This is a genomic window from Tumebacillus algifaecis (assembly GCF_002243515.1).
In the GTDB taxonomy this organism is placed as follows: Bacteria; Bacillota; Bacilli; order Tumebacillales; family Tumebacillaceae; genus Tumebacillus_A; species Tumebacillus_A algifaecis.
The window spans coordinates 239,761-258,791 of record NZ_CP022657.1; the positions used below are offsets into that span (position 1 = coordinate 239,761).

General features: G+C 52.9%; 17 protein-coding genes. 11 read left to right on the forward strand and 6 right to left on the reverse strand.

Annotation, left to right across the window (positions count from 1 at the left end; translation table 11 throughout):
* The first annotated feature begins 2 nt into the window (after nucleotides 1-2).
* Nucleotides 3-377, forward strand: coding sequence for an alpha-helical endospore appendage domain-containing protein (locus CIG75_RS01220; protein ID WP_227874317.1), 375 nt, complete (start codon nucleotides 3-5; stop codon nucleotides 375-377).
* Nucleotides 374-2,275, forward strand: a complete 1,902-nt coding sequence (locus CIG75_RS01225; protein WP_094234990.1) for a glycosyltransferase — start codon at nucleotides 374-376, stop codon at nucleotides 2,273-2,275. The genes CIG75_RS01220 and CIG75_RS01225 overlap by 4 nt, the downstream gene beginning before the upstream one ends.
* Before the next feature lie 316 nt (nucleotides 2,276-2,591).
* Here the strand turns inward: CIG75_RS01225 and CIG75_RS01230 are convergent, their stop codons facing one another.
* Nucleotides 2,592-3,227, reverse strand: a complete 636-nt coding sequence (locus CIG75_RS01230; protein ID WP_227874318.1) for a pyridoxamine 5'-phosphate oxidase family protein — start codon at nucleotides 3,225-3,227, stop codon at nucleotides 2,592-2,594.
* 482 nt (nucleotides 3,228-3,709) lie between these two features.
* Between CIG75_RS01230 and CIG75_RS01235 the strand changes: the two genes are divergently transcribed.
* From CIG75_RS01235 to CIG75_RS01260, 6 genes are all read left to right on the forward strand, one after another.
* Entirely contained in the window at nucleotides 3,710-5,092 is a 1,383-nt protein-coding gene (locus CIG75_RS01235; RefSeq protein ID WP_094234991.1) for a glycine--tRNA ligase, read from the forward strand.
* Nucleotides 5,093-5,361: 269 nt separating this feature from the next.
* Nucleotides 5,362-6,081: a D-Ala-D-Ala carboxypeptidase family metallohydrolase gene (locus tag CIG75_RS21515; protein ID WP_322348596.1), complete on the forward strand. Its 720-nt coding sequence runs from the start codon at nucleotides 5,362-5,364 to the stop codon at nucleotides 6,079-6,081.
* A gap of 204 nt (nucleotides 6,082-6,285) precedes the next feature.
* Nucleotides 6,286-7,005, forward strand: coding sequence for a D-Ala-D-Ala carboxypeptidase family metallohydrolase (locus CIG75_RS21520; RefSeq protein ID WP_322348597.1), 720 nt, complete (start codon nucleotides 6,286-6,288; stop codon nucleotides 7,003-7,005).
* A 150-nt stretch (nucleotides 7,006-7,155) separates the two neighbouring features.
* Nucleotides 7,156-7,869 (forward strand): purine-nucleoside phosphorylase, encoded by a 714-nt coding sequence (gene deoD / locus CIG75_RS01250; protein WP_094234992.1) that lies wholly within the window; start codon nucleotides 7,156-7,158, stop codon nucleotides 7,867-7,869.
* Nucleotides 7,870-8,260: 391 nt separating this feature from the next.
* Entirely contained in the window at nucleotides 8,261-8,872 is a 612-nt protein-coding gene (locus CIG75_RS01255) for a hypothetical protein (RefSeq protein ID WP_094234993.1), read from the forward strand.
* Nucleotides 8,873-8,948: 76 nt separating this feature from the next.
* Nucleotides 8,949-9,998, forward strand: a complete 1,050-nt coding sequence (locus CIG75_RS01260; protein WP_094234994.1) for a phosphotransferase enzyme family protein — start codon at nucleotides 8,949-8,951, stop codon at nucleotides 9,996-9,998.
* Between the two features lie 36 nt (nucleotides 9,999-10,034).
* Here CIG75_RS01260 and CIG75_RS01265 read toward each other — a convergent pair whose 3' ends face one another.
* Nucleotides 10,035-10,715, reverse strand: a complete 681-nt coding sequence (locus tag CIG75_RS01265; RefSeq protein WP_094234995.1) for a TerC family protein — start codon at nucleotides 10,713-10,715, stop codon at nucleotides 10,035-10,037.
* A gap of 629 nt (nucleotides 10,716-11,344) precedes the next feature.
* Here CIG75_RS01265 and CIG75_RS01270 point away from each other — a divergent pair.
* Complete coding sequence (locus CIG75_RS01270; protein ID WP_094234996.1) at nucleotides 11,345-12,574, forward strand: PAS domain-containing sensor histidine kinase; 1,230 nt, start codon at nucleotides 11,345-11,347, stop codon at nucleotides 12,572-12,574.
* 104 nt (nucleotides 12,575-12,678) lie between these two features.
* Nucleotides 12,679-13,677, forward strand: coding sequence for an oxygen-dependent tRNA uridine(34) hydroxylase TrhO (gene trhO / locus CIG75_RS01275; RefSeq protein ID WP_094234997.1), 999 nt, complete (start codon nucleotides 12,679-12,681; stop codon nucleotides 13,675-13,677).
* A 42-nt stretch (nucleotides 13,678-13,719) separates the two neighbouring features.
* On the opposite strand, the gene CIG75_RS01280 is transcribed toward trhO, so the two are convergent.
* Nucleotides 13,720-14,988 (reverse strand): MDR family MFS transporter, encoded by a 1,269-nt coding sequence (locus tag CIG75_RS01280; RefSeq protein WP_157729319.1) that lies wholly within the window; start codon nucleotides 14,986-14,988, stop codon nucleotides 13,720-13,722.
* Between the two features lie 102 nt (nucleotides 14,989-15,090).
* Between CIG75_RS01280 and CIG75_RS01285 the strand changes: the two genes are divergently transcribed.
* The gene (locus CIG75_RS01285) at nucleotides 15,091-15,270 is read left to right on the forward strand and encodes a hypothetical protein (protein ID WP_094238288.1); all 180 of its coding nucleotides are present in this window, start codon (nucleotides 15,091-15,093) and stop codon (nucleotides 15,268-15,270) included.
* Between the two features lie 68 nt (nucleotides 15,271-15,338).
* Here CIG75_RS01285 and CIG75_RS01290 read toward each other — a convergent pair whose 3' ends face one another.
* From CIG75_RS01290 to CIG75_RS01300, 3 genes are all read right to left on the reverse strand, one after another.
* On the reverse strand, nucleotides 15,339-16,655 hold the full coding sequence (locus tag CIG75_RS01290; RefSeq protein ID WP_094234999.1) for a hemolysin family protein: 1,317 nt from the start codon (nucleotides 16,653-16,655) through the stop codon (nucleotides 15,339-15,341).
* 47 nt (nucleotides 16,656-16,702) lie between these two features.
* Nucleotides 16,703-17,572, reverse strand: coding sequence for a serine/threonine protein kinase (locus tag CIG75_RS01295; RefSeq protein ID WP_094235000.1), 870 nt, complete (start codon nucleotides 17,570-17,572; stop codon nucleotides 16,703-16,705).
* 120 nt (nucleotides 17,573-17,692) lie between these two features.
* Complete coding sequence (locus CIG75_RS01300) at nucleotides 17,693-19,009, reverse strand: nucleobase:cation symporter-2 family protein (protein ID WP_094235001.1); 1,317 nt, start codon at nucleotides 19,007-19,009, stop codon at nucleotides 17,693-17,695.
* Between the last annotated feature and the right edge of the window lie 22 nt (nucleotides 19,010-19,031).

Sequence of the window (19,031 nt, forward strand, 5' to 3'; positions counted from 1 at the left end):
CGATGTCCCAACCGAACATTCCGAACATCACGCCGGTCATCGATGTCACGCTCAAACAGTCGATCACTCTGTTGCTCAGCTCGATCGCGATGGAAGAGCTTTCTCTAGCCCACATCCTCAACGCAGAAGCGGAGAAGATCCAATTTTTGCTCGGCACTCTTCATTCCCACCATCATCTGACGCACAAATCGATCTGCCCGTCCGATCTGTTCGAGTTGAACGAGAGCGTACGCAAAACTCTCCATGAGGTCTTAAAATTGGAGATGATGCTCTATTCGAAGCTCGATTCTGTGAAAGATCTGTACTCGCATAGCCACCACGGCCACCATCGCGGTAGGGATTGGCGGGATGGCGATGAGAAGGAGAACTTCAAATGACTTGTACGCGCGTCCTGATCGTCAGTCCAGTCCGCCAAACGCCTGAGATCTTGCAAGAACATTTGCGATCGCTAGAGAGGCTCGATTCGACTGGATTGGAGCTGGAGTACCTGTTTTGGGATGACAACAGCGTCGAAGAGTCAAGCGTTCTGTTGTGCAATTTTTCCCAGCGCTATCCAGACCGCACTTGCTTGATCTGTGCGCTCCGCCCGTCCCAACAATCGACGGCACATTCCTGGAGCGACCAAAATGTCTGGCATGTCGCGCAGATGAAGGACATCGCGTTGCAAAAGGCGGTTGAGGGCAGATATGATGCTGTCTTTCTCATCGATTCAGATCTGGTGCTACACCCGAACACGCTACAGCAACTGCTGTCCACGGAGAAGGAAATCGTCGCCAACCTGTTCTGGACACGTTGGCAGGATGACGGCCCCGCCTTGCCGCAGGTCTGGCTCTCCGATAGCTACACGCTGTATGAACAAAATGTGGGCGAGCAGTTGAGCGAACAAGAGCGCACACAGCGGATCAATCGCTTTCTCCAACAACTGCGCAAGCCAGGGCTGTATCAGGTCGGCGGGCTCGGCGCCTGCACGTTGATTCGACGCTCTGCCTTGCTGGCGGGGGTGAAGTTTGAAAAAATCGGCAACCTCTCGCTGTGGGGAGAAGATCGGCACTTCTGTGTGCGTGCTGCCGCACTGGGTATCCCTTTGTTCGTGGATACGCACTATCCAGCCTATCACATCTACCGTCCATCCGATCTGGCAGGCGGGCAGGCGTTCAATCGTGGAGAGGGAGAGCAGGCGGGAATCACGATCTCGCTCTGCATGATCGTGAAAAATGAAGAGGAGACGCTCAGCAGGTGCTTAGCGTGCGTACAAGACTTGGTGGATGAGATCATCGTGGTCGATACTGGTTCGACAGACAACACGCGAGGCGATGCAGAATTGTATGACGCTCGTTGGTATGAGTACGAATGGCAGGACGATTTTGCAAGTGCCCGCAACTTCGCCTTCTCCAAAGCGACGAAAGAGTATATCCTCTGGCTGGATGCGGACGATGTGATCGAGGAGCCAGATCGGATGCGATTTCGCGAGCTCAAGAAAAATCTAACCTCGGAGGTTCATTACGTCTCGATGCCCTATCAGCTCGCATTTGACGGAGCAGGACGTCCGACCTTTAGCGTGCGGCGCAATCGGCTGGTGCGGCGCGACCGGAACTTTCGCTGGATCGGGGTGGTGCACGAATATTTGGAAGTGGGTGGCGTCGGGCAGAGCAGCGATGTGGCGGTGAAACATCGCAAAGCACGATCTTCAAGCGATCGCAACCTGAACATCTATCGTCGTCTGGAGCAGCAAGGGGTGGAGATGACCGCGCGGGAGCTCTATTATTTTGGGAACGAACTGCGCGATCACGGTCACCACGCGGAGGCGATCGAAAAATATCAAGCGTTTTTAGCGACCGGAAACGGGTGGATCGAGGACAACATCTCTGCCTGCTTGAGCAGTGCAGATTGCTATTCTGCGCTCGGCGATCGAGAGAAACAGCTCAGGATGCTACTGCGCTCGTTGGAATATGACATGCCGCGCGCCGAATGTTGCTGCCGACTCGGCTCTTATTATCTGAGTGAGCAGCAGTATGAAAAGGCGATCTTCTGGTATAAGTCGGCGACGCAAGTCTCTAGTCCTACCGAGCAAGTTGGGTTTGTGGACTTGAGTTGTTGGACGTGGCTTCCTCATCTGCAACTCTGTGTCTGCTATGATCGCTTGGGTCAACTCGAAATTGCGCATTTTCACAATGAGCAGGCCTACCTGTATAACAACAGCCATCCGTCGATCTTGCAGAATCGCAAGTATTTACAAGCGCGGTTGGAGGAGCGGAAAACCGGTAGTGAAGTATGAGGAAGTGGTGGGAGGCACGTGATGTCAGCCCGACACACCTGAGTTGGTGCTGTGATGCGAAACTGTTACGTTTGATTTGTATGGAGCTACAGGCAGCGAAGGGTTGGCGTTAGGTTTCAATCTGTCATTCACAGTTCGCTGTGTCCACGAATCAAACGAGCACCAGTCTGGACAAATGGGAAGAAAGAGTTGCCGTTTGCTCGTATGTTTGTTTCAAAAAACCAGCAAATGCCCTGCTGGTTTCCGTCAAGAAGGGCATTTGTCTGCCAGTTGAGGCACCCTTGTTTACAGGGTGCCTGTTTGTTGTCCAGCCGGGTTAGTAGAGGCGCTTGGTGTAGCTTTCCTGCAAGGCAGCGTTGATCTCTGCTTCGCCGATATTGGGGAGCTTGACATGAGCGGCAAGCATTTTCGCGGGGGAGGGCAGACTCGCTTTGTCCGCCCAAGTGGACGGGTTCCAGAGCTGGGAGCGTTTGAACGCTTTGGCGCAGTGAACGAAGCACTCCTCCACTTCCACGCCGATCGCAAGCTGTGGGACGCGGTCCTGCACCGCCATGCCGGACAGCAACGCCTCGTCGCGCACGATGCAGGCCCGTCCGTTGATGCGCAGTGTCTCTTCCAGACCGGGGATGAGGAACAAGAGCCCGATGTGCGGATTGGACAGGATGTTGCGCAGTGAATCGACCCGTTTGTTGCCGGGCCGCTCGGGGATCAACAGACGCTTGGCATCGAGCACCGTCACAAATCCGGGCTGGTCTCCGCGCGGTGAAACGTCACACAGTCCGGACGCATCGGCGGTAGACAGGACGACAAAAGGTGACTGGGCCAGAAACTCGAGGCAGTGTGCATCAAGATGGTCGATCACCTTGTTGGCGACGAGGACGTTAGGTTCTCCGAGCAGGGCGTGGAGTTCTGCCGCATCGGTCAGCCGATTGGGAAAGTTCAAAACGATCACTCCTTTGTGTCTCCAAGATACACGAAAAATTGACAAAATCAAAGTGGGCATGAAGAGGAGACCAGAGCGACTCTGTCGTGCCCGTTTTGCGAGTTTCGTCATGCTCGACCAGCGTGGAGAGCTAGCTTTTTCCTGCTCGTTTCTCCCCGGCGAATCTGATGGCGGCCCAGCATGGCGGCTTGACTTTTAGTGCGCCAGTTGAATAAGATAGTGGGGAAGCAGAAAGTGGTATGCGGCGATGAGGAATGGATAGTACCTGACAACCCACTGATTCAGCGAGCCGGGGATGGTGAGAGCCCGGAGCATGGTGCAGGGAAAAGGCGATTCGGAGCTGTTTGATTCAAAAAAGAGGATGCGGCGACGATCTCTTCCCCGCATCAACTAGGGTGGAACCGCGGGTGCATAACGCTCTCGTCCCTAGGCATGATTCCGTGCCTATGGGGACGGGAGCTTTTTATATTTTCCAAAAAAGGATGATGAACATGAGCATCACAATGGAGCAAGTGGTCGCACTGGCCAAACATCGTGGCTTTATCTTCCCGGGTTCGGAGATTTACGGCGGTCTCGCCAACACGTGGGACTACGGCCCGCTCGGCGTTGAACTGAAAAACAACGTCAAAAAAGCATGGTGGAAAAAGTTCGTGCAGGAGTCCCCGTACAACGTAGGCTTGGATGCGGCGATCCTGATGAATCCGAAAACGTGGGTCGCATCGGGCCACATCGGCAACTTTAACGACCCGATGATCGACTGTAAGAACTGCAAAGCCCGCCACCGTGCGGATAAGCTGATCGAAGACGCGCTGCAAGCAAAAGACATCGAAATGATCGTGGACGGTCTGTCCTTTGCGCAGATGGCCGAGCTGATCAAAGAGCACAACATCGCCTGCCCGGATTGCGGCAGCCATGACTTCACCGACATTCGTCAGTTCAACCTGATGTTCAAAACGTTCCAAGGCGTCACCGAATCGAGCGCCAACGAAATCTACCTGCGCCCGGAGACGGCGCAAGGGATTTTCGTCAACTTCAAAAACGTGCAGCGCACGATGCGCAAAAAACTGCCGTTTGGCATCTGCCAAGTCGGTAAATCGTTCCGCAACGAGATCACCCCAGGCAACTTCACTTTCCGCACCCGCGAGTTTGAACAGCTGGAGATGGAATTCTTCTTCAAACCGGGCGAAGATGACAAGTGGTTCTCCTACTGGCGTGGACATGCGCACCAGTGGCTGCTCGGCCTCGGCGTGAAGGATGAAAACCTCCGCCTGCGCGATCATGAGCAAGATGAACTGTCCCACTACTCGACGGCGACGACCGACTTCGAGTACAAATTCCCGTTCGGCTGGGGCGAGCTGTGGGGCATCGCCAACCGCACCAACTTCGACCTCAAGCAGCACATGGAGCATTCGGGCGAAGACTTCAACTACCTCGATCCGGAGAGCAACGAGCGCTTCATCCCGCATGTGATCGAGCCGTCGCTCGGTGCAGACCGCGTGACGTTGGCCTTCTTGATCGACGCTTACGACGAAGAGCAACTTGAAGGTGGCGACTCCCGCACCGTGTTGCGCTTCCACCCGGCGCTCGCACCGTTCAAAGCGGCAGTGCTCCCGCTGTCCAAAAAGCTGGCCGAACCAGCGCAGGCCGTCTTTGCAGACCTCGCCAAGCACTTCATGATCGACTATGATGATGCAGGTTCGATCGGCAAGCGCTACCGCCGCCATGACGAGATCGGCACACCGTTTTGCATCACGTTCGACTTCGAATCGCAAGAGGACGGCCAAGTGACCGTTCGTCACCGCGATACGATGGAACAGGTGCGCATGCCGATCACCGAACTGAAAGCGTTCATCGAATCGAAACTACAGTTTTAAGCTCCTACCAGATGCTGTGCACGTACTGTGCGCAGCATCTTTATTTTGCGGTAGGAATTGTCCTGCTAGGAACGGAGCAGATCGCCAGTCAGCTCGACCCACTCTGCTCAACCAATTTTTGTTAAGGTGCATAGGTGTAAAATTCAATATATTATAATTCTATCAATTAAAATATTACTAAAAATTATTGATTCTTATAAAGTGATCGAGTAGACTATTTCACAGGGAATAAAATTTTTCCTGAAAAATAGTAGAAAGGGAGAGATGAGATGAAAATCATGACGAAAGTTGCGGCCGTGATGCTGGCAATGGCGGTTGTCTTCCCGATCATTGGGCAAGATCAAGCGTCTGCCTACTCCTGGACACGCAATCTGCAAGAAGGTTCGAATGGTGCTGACGTAAAAGAACTGCAAATCCGCGTGGCCGGCTGGGCAGCCGACTCGGCTTCCAGAACCTTCGTGGAGGTCGATGGAATTTTTGGTGCTGGCACCAAAGCGGCCGTCAAGCGTTTCCAAAGCGCGTATGGCCTGACTGCGGACGGGATTGTCGGCCCGGCGACGCAAGCAAAACTGAACTCGTTGGAAGCGGGCGACGGTTCGACCCAGAACTTCAATTTCAGCGAATTCTATTCCGGTGATGGCAAAGGTTTCAACGGCGGTAAAGTCGGCGCGGCGACCGTCAAGGAAAACGTCCGCCGCATGATGTATAAACTGGAAGCGGTGCGCAAAAAAGCGGGCAACACGCCGGTGCAAGTCAACTCCGGCTTCCGTTCCCTCCAAGACAACGCCGCTGCCGGTGGCGTGGCGAACTCGCAACACATGTACGGCATCGCAGCCGACATCGTGCTCGGTGGGTACTCCCCGACTTCGATTGCGAACATTGCCAAGCGAAGCGGTTTCTCCGGCGTGATCATCTATAGCACATTTACTCATGTTGATAGCTGTGCGGAATACCCGTACGGTATGCAAGGTACTTGGTACTGGCCGTAAGTTTATCGCAAAGCCTCGCCCGATGGCGGGGCTTTTTAGGTTGTACGACCACTTTTGTTAGATTCCTAGGAAAGGAATTCAGTGTATTGCAACTAAATCAATAAAAAATTTACTAAAAATTCTTGATTCTTATAAAATGATCGAGTAGACTAGTTCATAGAGGAGAAAAATTTTCCTGAAAAATAGTAGAAAGGGAGAGATGAAATGAAAATCATGACGAAAGTTGCGGCCGTGATGCTGGCAATGGCAGTTGTCTTCCCGATCATTGGGCAAGATCAAGCGTCTGCCTACTCTTGGACACGCAACCTGCAAGAAGGTTCGAATGGTGCTGACGTAAAAGAACTGCAAATCCGCGTGGCCGGTTGGGCAGCAGACAGTGCGTCCAAAACGTATGTATCAACTGATGGCGCCTTCGGTCCGGGTACCAAAGCGGCAGTCATCCGCTTCCAAAAAGCATATGGCCTGACTGCTGACGGGGTCGTCGGTCCGGCGACGCAAGCAAAATTGAACTCGTTGGAAGCGAGCGACGGTTCGACCCAGAACTTCAATTTCAGCGAATTCCAATCCAAAGATGGCAGCGGTTTCTCGAACGGTAACGTAGCAGCTGCAACCGTTAAGGAAAACGTCCGCAAGCTGATGTATAAGCTGGAAGCGGTTCGCAAAAAAGCGGGCAACAGCGCGATCACCGTCAATTCTGGCTTCCGTTCCCTCAGCCACAACGCATCGGTTGGCGGAGCTTCTAACTCCCAACACACCTACGGTATCGCAGCTGACATCGTGGTGGGCGGTTACACTCCGACTGCTGTAGCCAACTTGGCGAAATCGAGCGGTTTCAGCGGCGTAATCATCTACAGCACATTTACTCATGTGGATAGCCGTGTCGAATATCCGTCTTACGGTGCATCGAGCTACTACTGGCCGTAAGTTTTATAAAAGCCCCGCCGATGCGGGGTTTTTTTGTCGTGAGGGGACTTCGTTTGCACATACGATGTATCAATGACCAGTCTCGTGTGGTAGATTAGAACGAGACATATTTTTCTAAACCAGCACAACATTGATGGGAGGAACTGAAACATGACTGTACATATCGGGGCGAAAGAAGGACAGATCGCCGAAACGATTTTGCTGCCGGGCGACCCGCTGCGGGCGAAATACATCGCAGAGACCTTCTTAGAAGGTGCGGAACTTTACAACGAAGTGCGCGGCATGTATGGCTTCACCGGCACGTATAAAGGCAAGCGCATCTCCGTGCAAGGCACCGGGATGGGCATTCCGTCGATGTCGATCTATGCGCATGAGCTGATCAACGGCTACGGCGTGCAAAATCTGATCCGCGTCGGCACGTGCGGCGCGTATCAAAAGGACATCAAGGTGCGCGACATGATTCTCGCCATGAGCGCATCGACCGACTCGGCTGTCAACAAACACCGCTTCGGCGGCCTCGACTATGCGCCGACCGCAAGCTTTGACCTGCTGTACCGCGCCTATGAGAACGCGAAGAAAGAGAACATGCCTGTCGCAGTCGGCAACGTGTTCACGTCCGACACGTTCTACAACGATACGCGTGACATCATCACGCTGATGGCGAACTACAACACGCTGGCCGTTGAAATGGAAGCAGCCGCGCTGTACACGCTGGCCGCTCAATTCAATCGCAAAGCGCTGGCGATCCTCACCGTCTCCGACCACCTGATCACAGGGGAAGAGACCACGTCTGAAGAGCGCCAACTGACCTTCAACCAAATGATCAAAGTCGCGCTCGATACGGCGGCAGAGATCACCAACTAAATCAGACCTGCACAAGTCGGCGTCCGATCCGTTCGCGCTTGGCTGATGCAAGGATGCAGCAACACATTTTCAGACTGCAAAAGACCCGGTACTCGCGCCGGGTCTTTTTTTGTATAAAAAGTTCGCGCGGGTTTCGTGTTCTGTTCAATGTGAATGAAAGATCAACAGTGGCATTGGAGAAGAGATCCTTTCGAGAGGTGAGTCAAGTAAATGATTTCTGAATAAAATAATTTCCGATCAAACAGAATCCAATATTTACAAATGAGATATCTATGTATATCATGAACCACATAAAAGATGATTTGGAAGCATTTTGTCAGGATTGAGCGGGTGTTTCCTGCTCAGTCCTTTCGTTCTTTAGATAATGAAACATTTGAAAGGAGTTTTCGAAATGCCCAGACCAATGATGCACAGCGTGCTGTTGCTGCTCATCGCGGGTGCATTTGTAGTAGGTTGCGGATCGGAGGACACTACCAGTGACCCGCAATACCAGCCTGCTCAACAGTCATCGGATGAGTCCGAAGAACCGGCCAAACTGCCACCAGCAGAATCGACACCGTATGTGGTGCCGAAGTTACCGAAGCAGGGTCTTACGATTGTCACAGCTCCACCGATAGATGGTCCAGAAGAAGTTGCTTGGCGGTTTTTCAAATTGAAAGGTGAGCAGAAGTACGAGGAAGCATTGGAACTCTTAGGTGGATATCTTTATGGTTCATATAAAGATGAGCCGGAGCAAATATTTTTGCGCGAAGTGATTCATTCTGAATTTGTACGAGCGGCAGATGTTACCTCGTTGGCACCTCGCGAAGGGGAGACGAGAGATGCTTTTGACTACCGTGTGATCTATGTCGAAGTCAACTTTAAACTACGCGGAAAACTCACGCCTGAGCAAACAGATATGAGGAACGGCTTAAACCACTATGCGGTGCATTTGATTCAAAAGGAACAGGGGAGTCCTTGGGAAATTGTCTTGTTGGGTGGGAGCCCTTGGTTGGAAGAATAGTCGGAAGTGCATATGCACTTCCTTTTTCTTTTTGCTCCCATGTTGTAACATTAAAGGTAAAAGGGGGAGGATTGCGGTGAGCGACAAGTTTAGAATCATTCGGAAAGCGTTGCCCGGCTTTGGACTTGATCCGAGCACGCTGGTGATGCGGCGGGTACTGCCAGAAAATTGGCATGGGGACTTGCATTTTAAGATCGCGGTTGGAGAAAAGTCGTACGTGGCGCGGTTTATAGCGGAGCGGCGGTCAAAGGAGGACGCGACGCCTTTTACCAATCTGGCAGATGAAGTGATCCGCGAGCAGATGCGCTACATCGATCATCTGAACAATCAAGGCATTCCTTTTATGCGGCGGGTCAAGCCGCAAAGCGGCGAGGCGTTTGTCGTGGTCGAAGATGACAAAGGGATCAAGCGGCGTTGTGTGCTGTTCGAATGGTTGGATGGCATCCATATCACCGCCCAGACGATGGAGACCGCTTTTCGCATGGGCGAAGTCGCACGGCGCTATCATGACGCTTCGTATGGATTTCATTCGGAAGTGCTGCCCCGTAAAATTCACACCGCAGGCTATCGTGAAGTGCTCGACTCCCTGCGCGCAGAACGCGACGCACATTCTTTGAACAAACGCGATCGCGCGCGGTTGAACAAGTATCTCGACCTTGCTGCCGCTATGATCGAACAAGCTCATCGCGACCCGTCTGAGCGCGATCAACTGATCATCTGCTCAGACCTCAATGCGAACAACGTGCTGTGGGATGAAGCGACGGGCGGAGTTTCTGGCATCATCGATTTTGATCACATCTCGATCTCGGACCGCGTTCAAGATTTGACTTGGCTGATGAAATGGTATTCCCGCACCGTGGGCATCGAGTCACATGAAGTGTCGAGCGGCCTCTCCCATGCGCTGATGTATGGCTACCGCGCTCATGAACTGCTTTCTGATGATGACTATGCACGCTTTCCCGCGCTGCTCTGGTTGTCCGGCTGCTTGAATCGAAAATTTGTCACGCGCACCAAGAAACTTTTGCAGAATGATCAGCATGGGCTTCAGGATCACCTCGACAAATACACCAAACGCGGGATCAAGTTGACTGGGCTCGCGGAAGGGTTGCAGTTTATACAATCGTAATGAAAAACCACCTCTGGCGACCAGAGGTGGTAGGTATTAGGAGTGGGTGACCGCTTTGGTTACCCGCTTTTTCTTAACGTAACCTGCGACGAGCACACCGAGCACGGCGACCGCGATCAGCATCCACTTGACCCAGAGGTTGGCGGTAAAGAACGTCTCCAAGAACGGCTCGTCAATGATCATTTTCGCTGCGGTATAAGCGAGCACGCCTGCACCCAAGTAGATGATCCACGGAAAGCGCTCGATCAGCTTCAAAATGACAGTCGAGCCCCAGACGACGATCGGGACGGAAATCAACAGTCCGATGATGACCAGCAAAAAGTCACCATGCGCCGCGCCTGCGACGGCCAGCACGTTGTCCAGACCCATCACCGCATCGGCGATGATGATCGTCCGAATTGCGCCCCATAAGCTTTGGCTCGGCTTGATGTCATGTTGCTTTTCTTCAGCCAGTAGTTTGTATGCGATCCACAGCAAGATCAGACCGCCGCCAAGCAACAGTCCGGGAATCTCCAAGAGCCACACGACGAGCAAGGTGGCGACGGCGCGTATCAGGATCGCACCGATCGAGCCCCAGATGATCGTTTTCTTTTGCAGTTCTTTGGGCAGATTGCGGGCTGCCAGCCCGATGACGATGGCGTTGTCACCTGCCAACACGAGGTCGATGATGACGATTGATAACAGTGCGGAGAAAAACTCCACGGTGAAGAAATCCATAAAGACCACTCCTCTTTTCATAGGGTATCCCAAATGAAAAAGCGACCCTCCTCCATGTGCTTTGGTAAAGGTCGCCAGAGAATGTGGTCTTTCTACGCAAAAAAGACCTTTACCAAAATAATATGGCAAAGGTCTTGCAAACAACGATCTATCGTTGCCAACAAAGCCGAGGACGAATGTCCTGAATTGACGAACTTTGTTGTACCAGCTACTCCCCTTTGTGGGCGCTATTCACTTGTTCTTACCTATCTATTATATGCAGATTGACGTCTATCTGTCAATAGGATTATACTTTTTTTAACAATTTTCAGAGGAAGGCATCTACTCGCTATAGGCGTGTACAGGCTGCGGGCTGGTGACCGAAAATCGTGCCGCGCTGGGTGATCAACACTTCCTGCGAGCGTTGTTCGCAGTGGGGACAGCTAAATCCCACATGCCAATCGAGAGTTTGGCAGGAACGAGCTTCTGCCTTGATCCGCTGGCAGATCGGGTCGCGCTTCCGCACGGTGGGCCCTGAGCAATGTCTGGCAGTAAATGACAAAGTGGAACAGACTTTTTTGAGCGGATTGTGTTATGATTTAATTATCCTTTATCTATCATTCTATCAGAAAATCGGGTGAAACAGGTTGTTGAAATCATTTATTCAATCCAAAGTCATCCCTGTTATGTTGGCTTTCCTGTTCCTGCTGCTGATCGTATTTGGATATCTGAAAAATTCTCTGCTCATCCTATCGATTGCGGGAAGTCTTGCGATTTTGCTAGGCGTTTCAGCTTCGGTGCTCTACTCCCGCGCCGTGAAAGCGGAGGAGCAGTCTCGTACGGACAAAGAATATCTGGAGTCGTTTATCAACCATACGACCGATGCGATCGGGGTGTTCGACCTCGAGGGCAACTTGATTCGACTCAACAAGGCGTCCGAAGTGATTTTTGGCTACACGGTGGAAGAGCAACTGAATCGGAAGGTGCAGACGCTGCCCAGCGAGGAGTACCTCGAAGAGGTGCTGGCGATGCACCGCCATGTGCGCAGCGGCGGTGACATCAAAAGCTTCGAAACGGTGCGCAAACGCAAAGATGGGCGGTTGATCGACGTCTCGATATCCTACGCCCCGATCCGTGACCGCAACGGTAACGTCGTCGCGTATGCCAACATTTTGCGTGACATCAACGAACTCAAGCGCACCGAGGAACTGTTGCGCAACACCGAAAAGCTTTTGTTGATCGGTGAACTGGCTGCGGGCGTCGCGCATGAAATCCGCAATCCGCTCGCCTCTTTGCGCGGCTTTGTGCAATTGATGAGCGAAGACAAGTCGTCCAAACACAGCCTTTATTACGGCATCATGCTGGAGGAGCTGGATCGCATCAACTTCATCGTCACCGAACTGCTGATGCTCGGCAAACCGCAGGCTGATCATTACAAGATGAAACGTCCAGAGACGTTGGTCGAGGATGTGACGTCGCTGTTCGGTTCGGAGGCGCTGCTGCACAATGTGCAGATCTTTACGGAGTTTGAGGAAGACCTGCCGTTGGTCAGATGTGAAGAAACGCAGATCAAGCAGGTGTTTTTGAACGTGTTGAAAAATGCGGTCGAAGCGATGTCCGAAGGCGGCAATGTTGTGATCAAAGTGTTCGTGCAGGAGCAAACGAAACTGGTCTTTCGCTTTATCGACCAAGGCCACGGCATTTCCAAAGAGATGCTGGGCAAACTTGGCGAACCGTTTTATACGACGAAGGACAAAGGCACGGGACTCGGGCTGTTGGTATCGTTCAAGATCATTAAATATCACCACGGCAGTGTGAAAATTGACAGCGTTGTGAACGTAGGGACGACGTTTGATGTGATTTTGCCGATTTCATTTTGATTCCCTAGCAAACGATATGATAATCTAGAGAAGATGTCTCCGTCTAAGTAACGTGTAAGATATCGGGTTAGAGATCACACTACTTGTAGATGGGAGGAACACCAATGTCCGATCCAAAACCCTATAGAGTTCTGCTCTTTTATAAATACGTACCGATCGACAATGCCGAGGAATTTGCTGCTCAGCACCTCGCGTGGTGTAAAGAGCACGGTCTGCGTGGCCGTGTGCTGATTGCGAACGAAGGGATCAACGGCACCGTATCCGGCACGGTGGAACAGACCGAGCTGTATATGAAAGAGCTGACCCGCGATCCGCGCTTGGCAGATGTGGAGTTCAAGATCGACCCGGTCGATCATCATGTATTCCGCAAAATGTTTGTGCGGGCTCGCAAAGAGATCGTCACCTGGCGTCTGGAGGACGATGTCGATCCGAGCCAAGTGACAGGACGCCACCTGAAACCGCAAGAGTGGCGGGAGGCGTTGCAGCGCGATGATGTGATCATCATCGACGGGCGCAACGATTACGAATATGACATCGGCCACTTCAAAGGCGCACTGCGTCCAGAGGTGAAGACGACCAAGGAGTTCCCAGAATGGGTGCGCAAGAACTTGTCGGAGCACAAGGACAAGAAGATCTTGATGTACTGCACCGGCGGTATCCGTTGTGAGAAGTTCTCTGGCTTCATGCTCCAAGAAGGCTTCGAAGATGTCAACCAGCTTGAGGGCGGGATTATCAAATATTCGAAAGACCAGGACGTGCAAGGCGACCTGTTCGAAGGCAAGTGCTACGTATTTGATGAGCGCATCTCGGTGCCGATCAATCAAGTGGATGACAAAGTGATCGGCGAGTGCCACCACTGCGGCAAAGCGGAAGACCGCTATGTGAACTGCGCCAACCCGTTCTGCCATCTGCAACACATCTGCTGCGAGGAGTGCGAAGTCAAATTCCGCCGCTCCTGCTCCGATGAGTGCCGCGAGCATCCGGAGAATCGCTATGAGCTGGACAATGAGATCCTGCGCCAACGCGAGGAGCAGTATCGTTTGGAGAAAGAGCACGGGCTGAAAGTGCTGAACAACACGGACGAACATCATCAGCAAACATAGAGAGCAGACAGCAAAAGGGAAGCGATCATTCGCTTCCCTTTTTTAGGTGGAGATGCCGATGTTATGTGGTTGTTTGCGGTTCGTTTTGTTGTGAAAGGCAAAGCAGAGCACCGCACATCCGCAGAGCACCGTCATCGTCAGCAACATGCCGCTCGGGGCAAACTGTTCGTACAAAAATGCGCCGAGCAGCGGTCCGATCATGCGCCCGATCGACTGGCCGCTCATCGCGATTCCTTGGAACAGCCCTTCACGCCCGCGCACTGCAAGTTCATTGGCCACCGCGGGCACGCCAGGCCAGACCATCATCTCCCCGATCGTGATGATCATCATGCCGACAACAAGCGCCGCATACGCGACCGAGAAGGTGACCAAAAGCATCGCCAGCACGAACCACAGCGCACCGATCACGATCTGGGCATACAAGCTGAGCGAAAAGCGAGCGATCGCCCACGATAGTACAGGTTGCATGGCGACGATCACGAATCCATTGACCGTCCACAGAAAACTATAGGCGGGCATCGAGAAACCGAGGAACTGGATGTACGTAGGAATGGTTGTCTGCCATTGAATGTAGGCGACGACCAGTACGGTCAACCCGAGCACGAGCATCCCGAGCGTCATCCAGACGGAGACCGGAATTTTCTCCGGCTTGTCGGTTGCGCTGGCGGTAGGAGCGTCCGCTTCTGACTTGCCAGCTCGCTGCAAGTGGTGGTCTTTGATGACCACCATGAAGAGGATCAGGAAGAACGCATAGGTCAACGCGTTGCCCCAGAACGCATAGGTAAAGGAGAGGGATGCTAAAATTCCGCCAGATGCGGCTCCCACTGCAACCCCGAGGTTGTTTGCGACGTATATCATATTGACGGCACGGCGTCCGCCCTCCGGCCAGACCGACAGGGCGACAGCACGCTGGATCGGCCAGTAGATGCCGTTGCAAAAACCGAGCAAGGTTTGCAGCCCCATGTAGAGGTAGAAATGGCGAGTCGATCCCATCAAGATCAGGAGAATTATCGACAACACCACGGCGATAATCATCGTCTTGCGTCCGCTCCAGCGATCGAACAGCCAGCCGCCGACAAAGTTTCCAGCGAGACAGGCGGTGTATTGCAACAAGAGCACAACTCCGGCCATCGTCAGCGTCTGACCGAGCGCTTGGTGGACATAGGTCGCAGTCAAGGGCCAGAAAAATGACTCCCCGATTGCCGACACCGTCACGCCGAGCGAGATCAGCCAGATGATGCGCGGGTACGCTCGCAAAGCAGCGAACATCATCATCACCTTTTTCTGAAATTCATTCAAAGTTGTATTCATTATAGAGCCCGACCGCCTAAATGAACATCGCAATTTTGATTGAATTTCGCTGGCAAAAAGCGCTAACCATTTGCGAATTGAGAGGGGAATCTTAACATGGGTTTGTTTAAAGCGATCGTGCGCTCCTTGTTGGGTTCGAAAAAGCATCACCACTATAGTTCTTCCGACTACAAAAAAAGGCATGGCTACAAGAAGTACAGCTCCTCCGACTACAAACACGGCAAGTACGGCCACAAACATTACAAGAAGAAGTTTACCTCGATAGGCTTCTTCAGTTCCTAAACAAAAACAAGGTGCCCAGGCGGCACCTTGTTTTGTTTCCGAAAGCATCAGGCTGTAAGACCGAACTCTTACTCGGTCGCTTGTTGTAACGGGAAGATTTTTACGCGCATAATGCGGTGAGCTTCCATTTCCTCGATCTTGAACTCGAATCCTTCGTACTGCACCGTGTCACCGACATTGGGCTCTTTGCCAAGCAAGGTGTAGATCAAACCGCTCAGCGTGTCCACCTCTTCGTGCTCGATCTTCGTGCCCAGCAAGTCTTGGACCTCTTCGAGGATCAGGCGTCCTTCCACCGAGTACCCGTTGTCGGGCAGGTAGACCACCGGAGGCTGTTCGTTGTCAAATTCGTCCTGAATCTCACCGACCAACTCTTCGATGATGTCTTCCATCGTGATCATCCCGGCCGTGCCGCCATATTCGTCCACCACGATGGCAAGCTGCGTTCTGTTCTTTTGCATCTGTTTGAGGACGCTGGAAATCTCCGTCGATTCGGAGATGAACGTCACCTTGCGCAAGATGCGGTGGATATCAAACGGCTCCGCGCGCTTGTAGCGGATGAACAGGTCTTTGAGGTTCAAAAAGCCGATGATGTTGTCTTTGTCCCCGTCCATGACCGGATAGCGGGTAAGCTGCTCTTCTTCGACTTTTGCTAAAATTTCTTCCAGCGATTCCTCGAGGCTGACCGTGACGATGTCGATGCGCGGCACCATGATGTCGCGGGCGATGCGGTTAGAGAAGTCAAACACATTTTCAAACAGCGCCTTTTCGGTCTGGTCGATCAAGCCGCTGCGGTGACTTTGCGAGACGAGAATGCGAATCTCGTCTTCGGTATGCGCCGCTTCCGCTTCCGAAGCGGGCGACATGCCGAGCAGCTTTAACAGCCAGTTCGCAGTCCCGTTCAACACCCAGATGAACGGGTACATCACCTTGTGGAAAGCGATCAAAGGTGCAGAGATATTTAAAACTGTTCCTTCAGATTTCTGGATAGCAATCGATTTTGGTGCCAACTCCCCGAGCACGATGTGCAGGAAGGTAATGATTGCAAAGGCGATGACAAAAGCAACCGTATGGATGGCGATCGCCGGCACCCCCAGCGAGGTAAGCGGGCCTTCGATCAGATGAGCGATCGCCGGTTCCCCGATCCAACCAAGACCGAGCGAAGCCAAGGTGATCCCGAGCTGGCAGGCGGAGAGGTAGGCATCCAGATTGGCGACTAGCTTCTGTGCCACCATCGCGCGTTTGTTTCCTTCCATCACCAACTGCTGAATCCGGCTCTCCCGGACTTTGACCATCGCAAACTCAGCAGCAACAAAAAAACCATTGAGAAACACCAGAAAAACAACAAGAAACAGGTTGAAAAGCGTACTTAAGGCTGAACTGTCCAACGAATCGTCCCGAAATCGGGACTCCACCTCCTAAGAATTCAGATAGTTTAAGTATAGCGTACTTTCTGATCTGAAGTGTGAATTTTGGATGACAGCGCGTTGGCAGCACGCAAATCGGCGCGCAATTCCGCGGTGTTGTCATAGGGTGGATCGAGTTGAAGCAAGCGGCGAATCAGCTTTTGGGTGGCGGGATGCAGGTCGAGTTCCTCTTCCCACGTCACCGCTTCTGTCTCCTGTTCGGGTGGGGTAAACGTGCTGTAGAGCAGGAACAGCAAGAAGTGGCCGAGGCCCCAATAATCGCTTTTGAACGCCACTTCGCGCTTGATCTGCTTTTCTGGCAGATACGCGTCGAGGTTTTCTTCGATATACGTGGCCGGGTCGCCTAAGTAGCGGGCCAGGCCGAAGTCGATCAGGTGCAGTTGGCCGTCTTGTAGGATGACATTCGGGATGCGGATGTCACGGTGCACCAGTTGATTGGCGTGTAGGTACTCGACGATGTCGAGCAAGTCGAGGATGACAGAGAGCGCATCCGGTTCGGTAATCGTATAACCTTCGTCAAAGATCAGGTCTTCCCAATTGCGCCCGGCCTTGTATTCCATCGCGAAAAAAAGCTGTCCGTCCGAGGTGAAGCGATCGAGCAATTTGGGGATTTGCGGATGGTCGAGCGCTTGGAGCACGCTGATTTCGTAGTCATAGACGGGACGCCCTTTGTTGCTACCGAGCTTGCTTGGGCGCACCTGTTTGAGCACACAGTCGCCGCTTTTGACCCTGTCATGGCACAGGTAGGTGATGCCGTAGCTACCCATCCCCAGCACCTTTAAAATCTGATAGCGCTGGGCGAGCAAGGTGCCTGCTCGGTAGGGACGGTCGATGAGCCAACTGTAAAACTGTTGCCATCGCGCTTTCAGTTTTTGCATCCGCTTCACCTCTAGTCTTTGCAAGATAACACCAATTGTATCACGTCGCGACCATCAAAAATGGCCCTTCCTTTCTCGCAAAGGAAGGGCCCAACATTGGGGAGGGGTGCAACTATATTGTTAATGAGACGCATTGGCCTCAGTAACAAGCGGAGTGGATGCTGAATTTTTTGCCGAGTCACCTTTCATATTCAGGAAGATGTTCAGGGCAATTGCGGTGACCGAGCCGGTGACGATGCCGTTTTGCAAAAGCATTTTCAGCATGGTCGGGAGTTGGTCAAACATTTGCGGCACCGCGGCAGAGCCGAGACCGACGGCGATCGAGCAGGCTGCGATCAGCAGGTTTTCGTTGCGCGTGAAGTCAACATCACTCAGGATATTGATACCAGAGGCGACGACCATGCCGAACATTGCCACCATGGCACCGCCAAGCACGGGATTCGGGATGACGGTGGTCAAAGCTGCCAGTTTCGGCAGGAGACCGAGCACGATGAGCAGAAGGCCAGCGGCGATGATGACGCTGCGCGACTTGATGCGGGTCATCGAGACGAGACCGACGTTTTGCGAATAGGCAGTGTACGGGAAGGCGTTGAAAATGCCGCCGAGCACGATGCCGATGCCTTCTGCGCGCAATCCTTTCACGATGTCGTTCTGACCGATCTTTTTGTCGGTGATCTTGCCAAGGGCGAAATAGACGCCGGTCGATTCGACCATCGAAATCAGGCAGACGAGGATCATCGTGAGGATCGCCACGATGTTAAATTCCGGTGTGCCGAAGTAGAACGGCTGGACTATGCTCACCCAGGATGCTTCGGAAACGGTGGAAAAATTGACCATGCCTAGAAAGGAGGCAAGGATCGTGCCTGCGATCAGGCCGAGCAGAACGGAGATGGAACGGATGAAGCCTGTAAAAAAGCGGTTGATCACGAGGATCAACAGAAGCGTGCCAAGGGCGAGCAGCAGGTTGCGCGGCTGGCCGAAATCGGGAGCACCTTGGCCACCGGCGGCGTTGTTCATTGCCACCGGGATTAGGGAAAGACCGATGATCGTCACGACAGAGCCGGTGACAACGGTCGGGAAAAAGCGTAGCAATTTACCGAACAGTGGCGCGGCAAGGAAAACGAACAGTCCGGCCACGATGATTGCCCCATAGGCGGTGGCAAGGTTGGAGGACAGGGAAATCGCGATGATCGGTCCGACGGCTGTAAACGTACAGCCGAGCACGACGGGCATTTTGATCCCGACGTAACGGGTGCCGAGCACTTGTAAAAGCGTTGCGATCCCGCAGGTAAACAGATCGGCTGCGATCAGATAGGCCATCTGCGAGGGGGTTAACTGCAAGGCAGCGCCAATGATCAGAGGTACGATGACAGCGCCGGCATACATGGCAAGCACGTGTTGAAGGCCGAGTGCGAACGTCTTCTGTGGCGTTACCATTGGACAGTCTCCTTGGTGGCAG